Genomic DNA, 15,136 nt, shown 5'->3' on the forward strand with positions numbered 1-15,136 from the left:
GTTTGTTTTTGTTTTGTGGGGATTTGTTGCGCTATTGGTCTGGCGGTGCGCAATCGGTTGGCCCGCAGCGTATGCGCTTGCGGGCTCTGGATATCGCGTCCGCGTCAATCGGTCAGTGCGTCAATATTGTAATTCACATGAATATCACCGTAAGGCTCAGGGATACTGGTGCCACGCAGGAGTTTCAGCGTCGGTGCAGGTGTATGAGGGGGCTGGCTCACGATGCTGGAGCTGCCTTTGAGAGAGGGCGTCACGGACATTCCTACCCCGTCGGTCAGCTCTGCGATTCCGGGGACCCCGTAATCAGTATTCATATGGGATTTCCCGACAATGGCCACGAACTTTTCGCCGGGTGGTGTTTGGTCGATGATCTTTGCCGCGAAGTAATTGAACTCCTTCAGTCGGAACTCTGCTCCCCGAGGGTGTGTGAGCAAACTCATTTTCATCGGATTGTCGGTGCGCCACGTCAATTGCAGGTGTTCAAGCCCAATGACCTTTATCCCATGCTTTTTTGCTTCGTTGATGATGTCTACCAGCGTAGGGCCACCCGTGTAGGCCGGGTCGTAGGGGTGTTGACCAAAATAGGGCGCATCTGAAGGGAGCAGCGCCGCGTCGGCGATGTTCGACGAACCCTGGATAAAGGGCGCACCTTCAACGTAAATGGTGGTGACGCCGCTGTCCTGGAACTCCTGCATCTGATCGATGACCAGTTGATACGCCGCAGGTTCGTCATGTATTTCTCCCAGTACCAGCCCACGCACGCCGGGTTGCGATAACGTGCTTTGAATGGCCGACTCCGGTGTACTGTTGATGGTCATTACGGGAGGCGAAGGACGCGCCGGCATCCCATTTGTTTCCAGATTGTTGTAAAAAATGTCCATGTCGCGCCTGAACCAGCGTCGGATCTGCCCGGTTACCGCCGGATCACCGTTGACGTCATTGGCCGCATTGCCCGAAAGAATCCGATCCATGTAAGTGTCGCACTCGGCGGGTAAGGCCCTGCCCCGATGTCGCTTACCTCCAAGTATCTCATATACTCGCCACTCCCCATCGGCAGTGGGGTACACGGTTAACACGGGCTTGCCAGTTTCTCTTTGAATGATCTGCACATACTCATTGCTGAGTTTGAAATTGCCCTTGATCTCATTCACCTGCCGAACGCCGGTCGTGTCGGTAAAACGGATGAACCAGTGATCTTCCCCAGTTGTTGCATCCTTGACCTGATAGATGCCTTTCGCGTTACACGTAGCGTTTTCAATCAACTGCTCACCGTCGGCTACTGCATGCTGGCTGATATTGCCTGCTTGGCTGGGTCGTAGCCGGTTTGCTTCCGGCTCGACGATCCGAGGGCTTTTGCCTGGTATCGAGGCAAGTGGTTCTTCTTCAGGAGGAATGAGCGGATCTTTCAGGGGCGCCTCTGCGCCTACAGAGAATAGCGTATTGAGCAAACCATCGAACGCCTTGGATGCTCCGTCTTTGCGTTCCGCTTCGGTGTCCCCGGAATATTCTTTTTCCGCGCCCAGTGCGAATTCCGTCAAGCCTGTCACTACCGCCGCGGCAGCAACCGGGGCGGCGATGGGGGCAAGCTTGGCCAGTAAGCCCGCCGCTACGGTCACGTCGTTGAGCCAGGTGTCGCGTGTGACTTCACTGTTGGACTTAATGACGCTATCGGCGTCACTGGCCATGCGGACTTTGCTTGCGTGCGCGATGCTGGCAAAAGCATCTCCCTTGATTGTGTGCAGCGAGCTGTGCTCGGCTGCGCCGGGTTCCAGTTTGCCCGTGGACAGTTTTTGGAAGATGGAGTCGAGCCCCGCCACTTTGCTGGGCGAGCCAATGAATAACTTCAGGAACAATGAGAGTTGTGGCGCGAGCGCCGTCCCGATGTATTCCAGAGTGCCGGGTTCGTGGTTCTGCCGGGTGAGCAGCGGGAAGTGGGCAAGCAGCGCCTGGCTTATTTTTACGTTCTTGGTCTGCTCTGCGATCCACTGGTCCAGTGCTTCGACAGAGGCAAACTTGAGAAAAGCCGGTTCAGCACCTGGTATGTAGAGAATTTGCTGGTGGTTGCCAAGATCGGTAAATCGCAGAATATCGCTCGACGGGAAACCACCGATATCCAGCGCATGGACCTGAACGTTGCCTTTTACGGGGGCCTTGGCCTTCAGTTGTTCGACGGTCAGTGGTGCATTTTCATCCAGTGGCAAGTGGGGCGCCGCTGCCATCACCATTCGATAATCGTCGCGGGTGAAACCATGCTCAGGCGCTTGAAGGGCTTGCTCTGCGGGTGATTTGCGCTCAAACGCTTTCAGTTGCTTGCGGGCCTGAAAAACGAACTCTCCTTTGAGCGCTACCTCATAGTCATTCAGCTGGTCTTTCCAAAATGTATCTATTTTTTTGCTCATCTGAGCCTGAAAGTCGGTTTTCCAACTCGCGTGCATCACAGTGGAAGGTGCCAGAGGGAATTGGTTGTGGGAACCGTATCCACCCTTTTGACTTTTGCCGGGGCCGTCCATGTATAGACCGGCTTCCAAGTCCAGGCTGCCGGGATCCCAGTCGTGCTCGGAGAAGTTCTTCAACAGGGCGTCCGGTAGGCGCAATGACGAATAGGGTTCCTCATTGGGATGCTCCCAACCGGTCACCGTGGCGGTTTCTCGGCTGAGCGGCGTGCTTGAACTCTTGAACCGATTTAAGTAAATCGTGTCGGCATCCACATACTTGCCGGTCAGCTGGAAGATAAGGCTTTCTGCCCATTTCTTGGCTTCTGCCCGCACATCAGGCAGCGTGTTGGCCACATCGACTGCCAGGCGTGTGTAAGCCAGTGCTTGAGGTGCGCCGATGTAGAACTTGGCGGCATCTTGTTTATGCTGTTCCAGGGCTTGTGCTGAGCGGCTACTGGCCGGGCGCAGGCGGTCGTCGTTGGGAATGGGGTCAAACGCTTGGTTGTGGTACAGGCGCCTGATCAACGTCCGGGTTTGGGCCAGCGTCTTTGGGGGTGTTTCACCCTGGAAATGTGAGACTACCGTTGCGTTGACGTGTATTGAGCCAGTCCCGAATTGCACCTGGAGCTCATCAACGTTGCCAGGTGCAATGACCCTGGCGGCTGCCAGGAGCGGAGCCGAGACCTGTCCCCATCCGGACGTGTCCGTGAGAGTGAAATGTTTCTTTTCTGCGCCCACCTGGGCTATTAACGTGCCAGACGTTGGGTTGATGGTAAGCAGGGCGGACTGATCGATGTTTTGTGCGTTTAGCCAGCGTTGAACGACAGGGTGTTCTATTTGTGCACGATAAAGCGCTAGCCATTGGCCCAGTGTGCTCTGCAGGGGCACATTTACAATGACGGACGAGGCGTCCGACGCGGGGCTCTGTATGGCCGAAAGGTAGGCCTTGAGTAGTTCTGTTTCATGGGGGTTCGTTGCTGCGCTGGACTCGGGCGGTGAGGCAGGTAATGTGCGTGATTCGCTATCGGGTTCAGCGGGGGACTGACTTCCCTGTTGAAAGTGCGGCGAGCGTCGTTGAGTGCTAGATAGCTGCATGCTGTCGGTTCTCATAACGTGAATGATGGCTGCACGGCACTCCGTATGAGCCGTGTCGCCATTTATGTATTGAGAACCGAGCATTTGATTCCAGTGAGTGTGTCACTGGGTGTTATCTGGCCCTGCGTGCGCGCCTTTGAAGACGCCACTGTGGGTTGTTTGTGGGAGTGCTGCCTCAGGGCTGAAATGCACCGATAAAGATCGCCGGGTCGACCCGTGCGTCGTTCAGGCTGACGTTCCAGTGCATGTGCGGCCCGGTCGCACGGCCTGTCGAACCGACCTTGCCCACCACCGCTCCGCGCGCCAGCTGCTGGCCGACTTTCACGTCGATCTTCGACATGTGGCAGAACATGCTGATGAAGCCCTGGCCATGGTCGACGAACACCGTGTTGCCGTTGAAGAAGTAGTTACCGACCAGAATCACCTTGCCGTTCGCCGGGGTCTTGATAGGGGTGCCGGCCGGCACGGCGAAGTCCAGGCCCGAATGGGGGTTGCGCTCTTCACCGTTGAAGAAACGCCGCACGCCGAACTTGCTCGACAGCGGCCCGTTAACCGGCTTGTCCAGCACCAGGTTGCTCGGCAGGTTCGGGCTGAAACTGCGGTAGGCCTTGATCTGCACCGCCAGCTCCGCTTCGATGCGTTTGAGCTGCGCCGGGTCGGGGTTTACCTGGCTTTTGTTTTTCAGGGTGATGCGTTGTTCCGGGTACTTCTTGTAGCCAACGATAAACGGCAGGTTGCGCCCGCCGCTGCTGATGCGTTCGTTGCCTGGCTTGACCGTCAATGGAATACCGACAATCGCCAGCCAGTTGTCCGCCTCTTTCACCACCAGTACCGGCTTGCCCTGATAGGTGGCTTTCGGCGCCGCTGCTGCGGGGCCCAGTTCAACCACGGCAACACCACCCGGCACCGGTTTGTTCAAGGTGCGGGAAATGTAGCTGTCGGCGTTGGCGTTGAAGGCGAGGCAAAACAACATCAGCAGGCTAAAGAGACGTGGCATCAATCAATCCAATAACGAAAGGGTGACGGGTGTCAGGTGGTTGTCTTCCACCCGCACTTGCAATTGGCCTTCACCGAGGCGCGCGGTCAGGCGCTGGCCGGTGTGGGTTTGCGCGGCATTGCGAATGGCCTGGCCGCGCTCGTCCAGCAGGATGCTGTAGCCACGGCCCAGGGTCGCCAGCGGGCTGACCACCTGCAGCGTCTGCACCTGGCTCTGCAGTTGCAGGCGCCGGGCCTTGAGGCCTTCACGCATGGCGCGGGGTAGGCGTTCGGCGAGGCTCTCCAGGCGCTGGCGCAGCAGCGCCAGTTGGCGGCCGGGGTGTTGGCCGGCGAGGCGGGTTTCCAAGCGGATCAGGCGTTCGCGCCGGGTATTGAGGCTGCGTTCGAACGCGCGACGCATGCGCATGTCCAGGTCATCCAGGCGCTGGGCTTGTTGGCGCAGGCGTTCGCCGGGGTGACGCAGGCGCCGGGCCATGCCTTCCAGGCGCAGGCGGTCGTGGCTCAGGCGGTTGCGCATCAGCATCACCAGGCGGCGGTGCAGGTTTTCGACCTGGCGCACCAGGTGGCTGGCGTCTGGCGCAAGCAATTCAGCCGCGGCGGAGGGGGTAGGGGCACGCACGTCCGCCACGAAGTCGCTGATCGATACATCAGTTTCATGACCGACGGCACTGACGATCGGCGTGATGCACGCATCCACCGCACGGGCCACGGCTTCTTCGTTGAAGCACCAGAGGTCTTCCAGTGAACCGCCGCCACGGGCCAGGATCAGTGCATCGAAGCCGCGCGCATCCGCCAGTTTCAACGCGCGAACAATCTGGGGAATCGCTTCGCGACCCTGCACGGCCGTGGGGATCAGTGTCAGTTCAATGTTCGGCGCTCGACGGCGGAACACGCTGATGATGTCGCGGATCACTGCACCGGTCGGTGAGCTGATAATGCCAATGCGCCGAGGGTGTGCGGGCAGTGGCACTTTGCGTTCGGCGCTGAACAGGCCTTCGGCGCTGAGCTTTTCCTTCAGTGCATCGAACGCGAGACGCAACGCCCCATCACCGGCGGGCTCCACGGTATCGAGGATCAACTGGTAGTCGCCACGGCCCTCGAACAACGAGACCTTGCCACGCACTTTCACGGCCAGCCCATCTTTGAGTGCCTGGCGCACGCGCGCAGCATTGTTGCGAAACAGTGCGCAACGCACCTGTGCGCCGCTGTCCTTGAGGGTGAAGTACACATGGCCAGAGGCCGGACGGGCGAGGTTGGAGATCTCGCCTTCGACCCAGATATTGGTGAACACGTCTTCCAGCAACACCCGCGCGCGGCCGTTGAGCTGGCTGACAGTCAGGACTTCGCGGTCCAGGCCCAGGCGGGCAAACGGGTCTTTAATCATGAGAGGCGATCTTTAATCATGGTCGGCAGTTTATAGGCATTCGCGCAAGGTTTGGCAGAATTGCTCCACCAGCGCGCTCGGCGCCTGTGCGCAGGCCAGGGCCACGGTGCTGAGGCAGTCCGGGTCGGCCAGGGGTAAAAAGTGCACGTTGGCTGGCGCAATGTCCTGCATGGATTTTGGTAACAAGGCAATACCGAAGCCGGCCTGGATCAACTGCAACTGGGTGGTCTTGCGTGACATCACTCGTGCAGCCTTGGGGAAAAATCCCGCACGCATGCACAACTCGGCTGACAGATAACTGAGGCCGCCACGCTGGGGGTGAGGGATCGAGATAAACGCTTCGTCTCTAAGTTGCTCCAGCTCGATAGGCACCTGACTGCGCGCCAGTGCATGATTCGGCGGCACGGCCAGCAGCAGTTGCTCGCTGTACAGAGGCAAGACCCGCACGCCCTCGCGCTGGCGCAGCACGGGCAAGCGCAACACCCCGACTTCCAGGCGACCGTCGGCGATTTCGTCCAGTTGTGCTTCGGAAGATAGTTTGGCGATATCCATCGACACCCCAGGGCAACGCTCCAGCCAGGTGCTGATGCCTTGCAGCAGCGAGCCGCTCATGGGCACGGTGCTCGAATGGCTCAAGCGCAGCGTGCCGAGCTTGCCATTGCCCACTTGAGTCGCCATCTCGCTGGCCTTGAGTAGTTCGCTCAGCAGGTTGCGGGCTCGCGGATAAAAGGCTTCGCCGGCAGCGGTGAGGCGTGGTTGACGTGCGGTGCGTTCGAACAACGGGGTGTGCAGTTGGGTTTCCAGCTCCTTGATCTGCCGGCTCAGGGCCGATTGCGCCACAAACAGGCGTTCGGCAGCGGCACTGAAACTGCCGCTGTCGGCGATTTCGACGAAGTAGCGCAGTTGGCGGGTAGAGATCACGCGTCATGCCTTTTCGAGATGGGTGGAGGGCTTTGAAGATATTAGTCGCATCCCTCGCCGATGGCTAAAGTGATGGCCATCTCTAACAAGGAATTCCCGATGAGCCCGGTTGAGCTGATGAGTCAGTGGTCGTTTGGTGGTGTGGATTGGCTGGTGATCGGCCTGGGTATTGTCGTGGCCTATATCGTGTTCGGTATCGCGGGATTTGGCACCGCATTGGTGGCGGGGCCGCTGCTGATCCTGTTCATGCCGCTGTCGAAGATCATCCCACTGCTGGTGCTGCTGGATTTTGTCGCAGCGTTTGGCAACCTGCTGCAATCGCGGCGGGACGTGAACAAGCCGGAGCTGCTGCGCTTGCTGCCGTGCATGGCGATCGGTTGCACACTGGGCGTGGTGTTTTTGCTCAATCTGCATTCGGACCTGTTACTGCTGCTGATGGGCTTGTTTATCAGCGTCTATGCGGTCTACAGCTTGGCAGTGAAGGCACGGCCAGCCCAACTGGCGGCGGGTTGGTCGGTTCCCATGGGCACCGTCGGTGGTTTGTTCGGCGCATTGTTTGGCAGTGGCGGCTTTCTCTATGCGATCTATCTCAATAGCCGCCTGCCCAAGGACGCCGCGCGCGCCACCCAGAGTGCGTTGATCAGTTGCAGCACGGTGGTGCGGCTGAGCCTGTTCCTGGTGGCCGGGGTGTATGCTGATTTGCCGCTGTTGATGTTGGCGGTGTGCCTGCTGCCGGCGATGGCCCTCGGGCTGTGGTGTGGGCGCAGGCTAACGATGCGCATGTCCCGTGAGGCATTTGTAAGATTGGTGACCTGGCTGGTGCTGGCGAGCGGTATTGCACTGATCGGGCGCTACCTGAGCACTTGACCTGTGTGGGGCAGGGATTAAGCTGCCAGCCTTCAGGGCCTCATCGCCGGCAAGCCGGCTCCTACATTGGAATGCGATCAACTGTAGGAGCCGGCTTGCCGGCGATGGCGCCAGTGGCCACACCGCAGGACTCTCATGAACTCCCAAAGCATCCTTGTCCCGAAAATCTCCACTTTGCCCGTCCACGAACCCCGCGCCCGGGCAATCGTGCGTTGGCTGGTGCGCAAGAACATCATCAAGGAAGAGCTGACCACCTGTGGCCGCACCGGCAATCGCATGGGCTATGCCCTGGCCGACGGTGCCCGCGCGGTGGTGCTGCACCCCGAGGCGTTGCCGTTCAACGAGCCGATCAACGGCCTGGAGATCATCTACAAGCGCTGCATCTACACCCCCGCCAAGGGCTTTCTCGAAGAAGCCGGCTGCCCGGAGTGCCTCAAGGAAGTCGGCGAAGCCCTGTTCGAAAGCCTGGAAGACTGGATGCCCGGCCACACCGACAACTTCACCTGCCCGCTGTGTGGGCATGAAGACGACATCAACGGCTTCCTGTTCCTGCAGGAATGCGGGTTTTCCAACCTGGGCTTCATCTTCAACAACTGGGCGGAGGCGGGCTTCAAACAGAGCTTTATCGATGAATTTGCCGACTGGCTGGACCAGAAGATGAGCTGGGTCAAAGTCGAGTTGTAACTCACTGCGGCGCCCCCCTGTAGGAGCCCGGCTTGCCGGTGATGGCGCCCAATGGTCGAGCGCCAGGCTCAAGGGCCTCATCGCCGGCAAGCCGGCTCCTACAGTGGCTGTTTTTCTCCATCTATCAGTATTACCAAGTTTGTCAGAGTTTTACATTGAGCCCGACAGGGTGCATGTATATAATGGCGCGCTTCCATTTTCCCGCTCGGGAGCCCCCGCGATGCTGCGTATCAGCCAAGAAGCTCTGACATTCGACGACATTCTCCTAGTGCCCGGTTATTCCGAGGTGCTTCCTAACGAAGTCAGTCTCAAGACCCGCCTAACCCGTGGCATCGAGCTGAATATTCCCCTGGTTTCCGCTGCCATGGACACCGTCACCGAAGCCCGTCTGGCCATCGCCATGGCTCAGGAAGGCGGCATCGGCATCATCCACAAGAACATGACCATCGAGCAGCAAGCTGCCGAAGTGCGCAAGGTCAAGCGTTACGAAGCCGGTGTGGTGAAAGATCCAATCACCATCGAAGCCGACGCCACCGTGCGCGACCTGTTCGACCTGACCCGCCTGCACAACATCTCCGGCGTTCCGGTACTGCACGATGGCGACCTGGTCGGCATCGTCACTTCCCGTGACGTGCGTTTCGAGAACCGTCTTGAAGTCACCGTCCGTGAAGTGATGACGCCTAAAGAGCGTCTGGTCACGGTCAAGGAAGGCGCCGACAAGAACGATGTGCGCGAACTGCTGCACAAGCACCGCATCGAGCGCGTGCTGATCGTCGACGAGAAATTCGCCCTCAAAGGCATGATGACCGTCAACGACATCGAAAAAGCCAAGGCTTACCCGCTGGCCAGCAAGGATGACCAAGGTCGTCTGCGCGTGGGCGCTGCGGTCGGCACCGGTAAAGACACCGGCGACCGCGTTTCGGCCCTGGTCGCTGCCGGTGTTGACGTGGTAGTGGTCGACACTGCCCACGGTCACTCCAAAGGCGTGATCGACCGCGTGCGTTGGGTCAAGCAGAACTTCCCTGAAGTACAGGTGATCGGCGGCAACATCGCCACCGGAGCTGCCGCCAAGGCCCTGGCCGAAGCGGGCGCGGATGCGGTCAAGGTCGGTATCGGCCCGGGCTCGATCTGCACCACCCGTATCGTAGCGGGTGTGGGCGTGCCGCAAATCAGCGCCATCGCCAACGTCGCCGCAGCCCTTGAAGGCACCGGCGTACCGTTGATCGCCGACGGCGGCATCCGTTTCTCCGGTGACCTGTCCAAGGCCATCGTAGCCGGTGCTTCCTGCGTGATGATGGGCTCGATGTTCGCCGGTACTGAAGAAGCGCCAGGCGAGATCGAACTGTTCCAGGGCCGTTCCTACAAGGCTTACCGTGGCATGGGTTCGCTGGGCGCCATGTCCCAGGCGCAAGGCTCTTCCGACCGCTATTTCCAGGACTCCTCGGCAGGCGCCGAGAAGCTCGTTCCGGAAGGCATCGAAGGCCGCGTGCCGTACAAAGGCACCCTGAGCGCGATCATCCATCAACTGATGGGCGGCCTGCGTTCCTCGATGGGCTACACCGGCAGCGCCGACATCGAAGAAATGCGCACCAAGCCAGAGTTCGTACGGATCACCGGCGCCGGCATGGCTGAATCCCATGTCCACGACGTGCAGATCACCAAGGAAGCGCCAAACTACCGCGTAGGTTGAGGCTTCCAGCAAAATGTTAAGTAACCGGGGCTGTTCTTCAGCCCCGAGTTGTTTCTGATTCATTAGACGAGACTGACTTCATGGCCCTCGACATTCACGCCCACCGCATCCTGATCCTCGATTTCGGTTCCCAGTACACCCAATTGATCGCCCGCCGCGTGCGTGAAATCGGCGTGTACTGCGAACTGCATCCGTTCGACATGGACGACGAAGCGATCCGCGAATTCGCACCGAAAGGCGTCATCCTCGCCGGTGGCCCCGAGTCCGTGCACGAAGCCAACAGCCCGCGTTGCCCGCAAGCCGTATTCGACCTGGGCGTACCGGTCTTCGGCATCTGCTACGGCATGCAAACCATGGCCGAGCAACTGGGCGGCAAGGTTGAAGGTTCCGAGCTGCGTGAATTCGGTTATGCCCGTGTCGATGTGGTCGGCAAGAGCCGCCTGCTGGACGGCATCGAAGACCACGTCGACGCCGACGGCCTGTTCGGCCTCGATGTGTGGATGAGCCACGGTGACAAGGTCACCAAAATGCCGGAAGACTTCCACATCCTGGCCAGCACCCCGAGCTGCCCAATCGCCGGCATGTTCAGCGACGAGCGCCGCTACTACGGCGTGCAGTTCCACCCGGAAGTGACCCACACCAAGCAAGGCGGCCGCATCCTGTCGCGCTTCATCCTCGACATCTGCGAGTGTGAGGCCCTGTGGACCCCGTCGAAGATCGCTGAAGACGCCATCGCCCAGGTGCGCGCCCAAGTCGGCACCGACAACGTATTGCTCGGCCTGTCCGGCGGCGTTGACTCCTCCGTGGTAGCAGCCTTGCTGCACAAAGCCATTGGCGACCAACTGACCTGCGTGTTCGTCGACAACGGCCTGCTGCGCCTGCACGAAGGCGAGCAAGTGATGGCCATGTTCGCCGAGAACATGGGCGTCAAGGTAATCCGCGCCAACGCCGAGGACCAGTTCCTCAACAACCTGGCCGGCGAGTCCGACCCAGAGAAGAAGCGCAAGATCATCGGTCGCACCTTCATCGACGTGTTCGATGCCCAGTCCAACAAACTGGACAACATCAAGTTCCTCGCCCAGGGCACCATCTACCCTGACGTGATCGAGTCGGCCGGCGCCAAGAGCGGCAAGGCCCACGTGATCAAGTCCCACCACAACGTGGGTGGCCTGCCTGAGGAAATGAACCTCAAGCTGGTAGAGCCGCTGCGCGAACTGTTCAAGGACGAAGTCCGCCGTCTGGGCCTGGAACTCGGCCTGCCGTACGACATGGTCTACCGCCACCCATTCCCGGGCCCGGGCCTGGGCGTGCGTATCCTCGGTGAAGTGAAAAAGGAATACGCCGACCTGCTGCGTCGCGCCGACCACATCTTCATCGAAGAACTGCGCAAGGCCGACTGGTACCACAAAGTCAGCCAGGCATTCGTGGTCTTCCAGCCGGTGAAATCGGTTGGCGTGGTCGGTGACGGTCGTCGTTACGCCTGGGTCGTGGCCCTGCGTGCGGTGGAAACCATCGACTTCATGACCGCCCGCTGGGCACACCTGCCGTACGAACTGCTGGAAACTGTCAGCGGCCGTATCATCAATGAGATCGAAGGTATTTCGCGCGTGACGTATGACGTGTCGAGCAAGCCGCCGGCGACGATTGAGTGGGAGTGATCCTGCGTTAGCAGGTGAGCGTTGAATAACAAAACCCCGGCCATGTGCCGGGGTTTTGTGTTTTAGGCTGCAGGCCAGGTCAGAAAAACTCATCCAACAAACAATAGAACTTCATCCGCTGCTCATCGGGCTCCACACCATAAACCTCAAAAAAGGGTTTAACCCATGCCTGCCCCAGGTTGCGTTCAATACTTCGCGCTGCCAGGGCAAGGTCTTGATAACGGTCACTGATCCCCAGGCGACCACAGTCGATGAAGCCACTGAAGCGACCCTCTGCCGTCATGAAGTTCGGCAGGCAGGCGTCGCCGTGGGTGACGACCCGATCATGGGTCTTTGGCTGAATCGACAACAGTTCGGCAAACACGTCCTCAGCACTTCGCCCCAGTCGCTCGTTGTCGAAGTCCGACTCGTCCACCCGACCCGCGCTGACATGTGCCTGGGCGCGTGCGATGCGTTGCTCAAGTGAATGGTCGAAGGGGCAGCGTACGACAGGAATTTGATGCAACGTACGCAGCGCCGTCGCTAGTAGGTTGATGACCTGCGCGGCAGAAAGCTCGCTGGCGCTGGCCAGGTCCTGTCCCGGTACGGTGGTCATCAGCAGCCAATGGCGATGGTCTTCTTGCACTTCATCCAGGACCACAGGCGCAGGCAGATCAATCTGCCGCAGCCACTGCAGCCGCTCGATTTCATCCGCCAACTCACCGTGTTCCTCAAGGGGCTCGGACTTCAGGAACAGATCCGTGCCGTCGTCCTGGCGCAGGCGAAAGACATCTGCGCGCGACTCGCCGATGGCTTGCTGCTCGATGAGTGCATGGGGGTATTGTCCACGCCATTTGTTTGGAATATTCACGGTGCTTTCTTTCCAGTTGAGACCCGTACAAACTCTACTTCAAGCCGGGAAGGGTTGGAGGATTTCCTAGGCTTGCCCATAATCGAAATGAAGCAACGCTACCTTATTGCTTCTGATCGAATTAACACGCTGATGCCATTGCTCACTGTGAGCGGTCGCAATCTTGGAGGCCTGTACATGAAGCTGGAAGAGCGTATGCAGAGTGCCATTGATGGCATGCTGGAGAACGTGATCCTGCGCATGGATGTTGCTGCGCTTGGCGGGCATTCGCAGGTTTCTGTTGCGTTGGATGAGCTAATGCGCAAAGGCGTGATCGTCCGCATGGGCATTGGCATCTATGCGAAAGCTTCGCGTCACCCTGATACAGGCGTTGTCACTCCTGTAGCTGACCTTGAAACACTCGCTGTTGAGGTGTTTCAGCGGCTGGGCGTTAGTGCGTCTGCGCAAGTCGCCAAATCCGGATCGGGGCGTTCAGCCGTGTCAAAAAACGCAAAAATCTGCGTGAAAGGTAGCCGCCGAATTCGACGCAAGTTATCGCTCGGGGGACGGTCAGTGGTTTATGTCAATGAACCCGCCTCTCCCCGGAAACCAAAGAGCTCGGTACGGCGTCATCCGACAACGGGTGCGTTGATCATTCCTAAGTCTGGACTAAGACGTTATGTGATGGATCTGGCGGACTCGTGCCAGGTCGCTTATATCAGGACTTACGCAGATGAGTGGGCAGAAAATGTTTCCCGTCTGGCGGGAGATGATGTTCGCACTGACGTCATAGAGAACTTGGTCATTGCGCTGAAGAAAGAGAAAAAAGTCACCGGTCTGGAAGCGGTTCACCTGCTCACCAACTACTTGAGGGAAAAGCAGCGTGTTTGACCCATTCAAGGACTTTTACGCGAAGGGCTATCTCAGAAACGTTGTGGGTGAAAAAGACCTCAGCATCGTCAAGCAGCTTGAACATGACCTGTTTACGGCGAACCTTGCTGACGCGATGGCCTATTTGGCCAAGAAACGCACGATCACGTACCGCGATTTTCTACACGTCCACGCGCTTCTATTTGGCGATCTTTATCCGTGGGCAGGCAGGGACAGGATGACGACATCTCCTGATTTGGCGATCTCTAAAGCAGGCACCTGTTTTTGCCTTCCGTACGAAGCCAAAAGAGCCGTTGAAGAAGGGCTTCGCTTGGGGCAGGACAAGGCCGTTCTTAAAAAGTCACCGGGGCTGGTGATGGGCTTTTTCGCTTACGGGCATCCATTCCTTGATGGCAATGGAAGAACGATGCTGGTGGTTCATTCAGTCCTCTGTCATCGCGCGGGGTTCTCGATCAATTGGAGCCTGACGGATAAGTCGGCCTACCTATCTGCCTTGAGTCAAGAGATCGAGGCGCCTGGTAAGGGCATTCTGGATACGTACTTAAAGAAATTTATCGAGCCACCGGTTGAGCCGGGCGCATGGGAAGCCGCTATTCATTCCGTCCGCGGCCTGAATGGCTTAGTGACGACGGACACTGTCGAGGGGCTTTCAGACGATCCTGCGATCTCCCGAAAATATCAGGCATTTGATCAGCGTCGGGGCTACACCATCGATTAAGGGGCGCGGCTCTCAAGCCTCTAGCCCCCAACCCTGCGCGTACCTTTCACCGCCGCGCAATATCCGAAAAATAAAACTTATCCAACGTATGCCGCGACTCGGTGTACTCGAACTGCCGCCCGTCCTGCAAAAACGTCTGGTTACTCACCACGATCACATGGCTCTGGCCTTCGAGGTCGAGGTGGGTCTGGTCGTCTTTGCCGCGCGGCAGGGCTTCGATGGTGCGTTGCGCGTAGGCAATTTGCAGTTGCAACGTCTGTTCGATAAACGCGTAGATCGACTGCTCTGCAATCGCGCGGTCCAGGCCGGGGATTACATCGGCCACGAAGTGGTTGATGTCGAGGATCACCCTTTTGCCGCCAATACGCCGTACCCGTTTGATGCGGGTGATCAGGGTGCCGGGTTCGGCTTCGATGTGTTGCAGCAGTGAGCCTTCCAGCGGGAACTGGGTGAATTCGACCACTTCGGTGCGTACGTCATCGCCCAGGTCGGCGTGGGTTTCGTGGAAGCTGACGATGCCGCCCAGTTGGAACTCGATCGGGTTGGGCGACAACACGAAGGTGCCTTTGCCGTGGATCTTTTGTGCAAACCCGCGCTCCTGCAACTGCTCGATGGCCCGACGTACGGTGCCTCGGCTGGCCTGGTAGCTGTCCATCAATTCGGTTTCGGAGGGAAGGCGTGTGCCGCGCTGCAGGCGTTCAGTCGTGATGCTGGCAAGCAGATCCGTATAGATCTGGTTGTATTTGCTCATGGGGATGGCTCTGTGCCTTTGCGTTCAGGCAGGAACCTTAGTGGCACAGGTGGGGTTTGTCCATTGGGCTTGCGGAGAACGATCCTTCTGTAGGTGCCGGCATGCCGACACCTACAGAAAATAAACAAATTGTAACTCGTACAGACGAGTTGTTGCTTTAACTCGTACAGACGAGTACTTTTGCCTTCGGCGTGCTGCCAATGACTGCCCCCAAATA

At 58.7% G+C, this 15,136-nt stretch carries 12 protein-coding genes; 6 read left to right on the plus strand and 6 right to left on the minus strand.

Annotation, left to right across the window (positions count from 1 at the left end; genetic code table 11):
* Positions 1-104 precede the first annotated feature (104 nt).
* From AC0IYN_RS16060 to AC0IYN_RS16075, 4 genes are all read right to left on the minus strand, one after another.
* Entirely contained in the window at positions 105-3,614 is a 3,510-nt protein-coding gene (locus AC0IYN_RS16060) for a membrane-targeted effector domain-containing toxin (protein WP_471842317.1), read from the minus strand.
* Positions 3,615-3,705: 91 nt separating this feature from the next.
* The gene (locus AC0IYN_RS16065) at positions 3,706-4,527 is read right to left on the minus strand and encodes a peptidoglycan DD-metalloendopeptidase family protein (protein WP_406599072.1); all 822 of its coding nucleotides are present in this window, start codon (positions 4,525-4,527) and stop codon (positions 3,706-3,708) included.
* A gap of 3 nt (positions 4,528-4,530) precedes the next feature.
* On the minus strand, positions 4,531-5,910 hold the full coding sequence (gene xseA / locus AC0IYN_RS16070; RefSeq protein WP_078050094.1) for an exodeoxyribonuclease VII large subunit: 1,380 nt from the start codon (positions 5,908-5,910) through the stop codon (positions 4,531-4,533).
* Between the two features lie 30 nt (positions 5,911-5,940).
* Positions 5,941-6,831: a LysR family transcriptional regulator gene (locus AC0IYN_RS16075; protein ID WP_406599073.1), complete on the minus strand. Its 891-nt coding sequence runs from the start codon at positions 6,829-6,831 to the stop codon at positions 5,941-5,943.
* A 99-nt stretch (positions 6,832-6,930) separates the two neighbouring features.
* Between AC0IYN_RS16075 and AC0IYN_RS16080 the strand changes: the two genes are divergently transcribed.
* From AC0IYN_RS16080 to guaA, 4 genes are all read left to right on the plus strand, one after another.
* Positions 6,931-7,698: a sulfite exporter TauE/SafE family protein gene (locus AC0IYN_RS16080; RefSeq protein ID WP_406599074.1), complete on the plus strand. Its 768-nt coding sequence runs from the start codon at positions 6,931-6,933 to the stop codon at positions 7,696-7,698.
* Positions 7,699-7,833: 135 nt separating this feature from the next.
* Positions 7,834-8,382 carry a hypothetical protein gene (locus AC0IYN_RS16085; RefSeq protein WP_025859262.1) on the plus strand — a complete coding sequence of 183 codons (549 nt, stop codon included), beginning with the start codon at positions 7,834-7,836 and terminating at the stop codon, positions 8,380-8,382.
* Positions 8,383-8,602: 220 nt separating this feature from the next.
* On the plus strand, positions 8,603-10,072 hold the full coding sequence (gene guaB / locus AC0IYN_RS16090; protein WP_252993003.1) for an IMP dehydrogenase: 1,470 nt from the start codon (positions 8,603-8,605) through the stop codon (positions 10,070-10,072).
* A gap of 80 nt (positions 10,073-10,152) precedes the next feature.
* Entirely contained in the window at positions 10,153-11,730 is a 1,578-nt protein-coding gene (gene guaA, locus AC0IYN_RS16095; RefSeq protein WP_028617834.1) for a glutamine-hydrolyzing GMP synthase, read from the plus strand.
* A 79-nt stretch (positions 11,731-11,809) separates the two neighbouring features.
* On the opposite strand, the gene AC0IYN_RS16100 is transcribed toward guaA, so the two are convergent.
* Positions 11,810-12,580: an APH(3')-II family aminoglycoside O-phosphotransferase gene (locus AC0IYN_RS16100; RefSeq protein WP_471842318.1), complete on the minus strand. Its 771-nt coding sequence runs from the start codon at positions 12,578-12,580 to the stop codon at positions 11,810-11,812.
* A 72-nt stretch (positions 12,581-12,652) separates the two neighbouring features.
* Between AC0IYN_RS16100 and AC0IYN_RS16105 the strand changes: the two genes are divergently transcribed.
* On the plus strand, positions 12,653-13,450 hold the full coding sequence (locus AC0IYN_RS16105; RefSeq protein WP_471842319.1) for a hypothetical protein: 798 nt from the start codon (positions 12,653-12,655) through the stop codon (positions 13,448-13,450).
* Positions 13,443-14,168, plus strand: coding sequence for a Fic/DOC family protein (locus AC0IYN_RS16110; RefSeq protein WP_471842320.1), 726 nt, complete (start codon positions 13,443-13,445; stop codon positions 14,166-14,168). Before AC0IYN_RS16105 ends, AC0IYN_RS16110 begins: the two co-directional genes overlap by 8 nt.
* 46 nt (positions 14,169-14,214) lie before the next feature.
* Here AC0IYN_RS16110 and treR read toward each other — a convergent pair whose 3' ends face one another.
* Positions 14,215-14,919, minus strand: coding sequence for a trehalose operon repressor (treR, locus tag AC0IYN_RS16115; protein ID WP_046035242.1), 705 nt, complete (start codon positions 14,917-14,919; stop codon positions 14,215-14,217).
* Positions 14,920-15,136: the final 217 nt, after the last annotated feature.

This window comes from Pseudomonas sp. AC112 (assembly GCF_979253545.1).

Excerpts from the sequence above, each read along its gene's own strand:
- guaB (WP_252993003.1), top strand. The coding sequence starts at position 8,603 with ATGCTGCGTATCAGCCAAGAAGCTCTGACATTCGACGACATTCTCCTA.
- guaA (WP_028617834.1), top strand. The coding sequence starts at position 10,153 with ATGGCCCTCGACATTCACGCCCACCGCATCCTGATCCTCGATTTCGGT.
- xseA (WP_078050094.1), bottom strand. The coding sequence starts at position 5,910 with ATGATTAAAGACCCGTTTGCCCGCCTGGGCCTGGACCGCGAAGTCCTG.
- AC0IYN_RS16085 (WP_025859262.1), top strand. The coding sequence starts at position 7,834 with ATGAACTCCCAAAGCATCCTTGTCCCGAAAATCTCCACTTTGCCCGTC.
- AC0IYN_RS16080 (WP_406599074.1), top strand. The coding sequence starts at position 6,931 with ATGAGCCCGGTTGAGCTGATGAGTCAGTGGTCGTTTGGTGGTGTGGAT.
- AC0IYN_RS16065 (WP_406599072.1), bottom strand. The coding sequence starts at position 4,527 with ATGCCACGTCTCTTTAGCCTGCTGATGTTGTTTTGCCTCGCCTTCAAC.
- AC0IYN_RS16060 (WP_471842317.1), bottom strand. The coding sequence starts at position 3,614 with ATGCTCGGTTCTCAATACATAAATGGCGACACGGCTCATACGGAGTGC.
- treR (WP_046035242.1), bottom strand. The coding sequence starts at position 14,919 with ATGAGCAAATACAACCAGATCTATACGGATCTGCTTGCCAGCATCACG.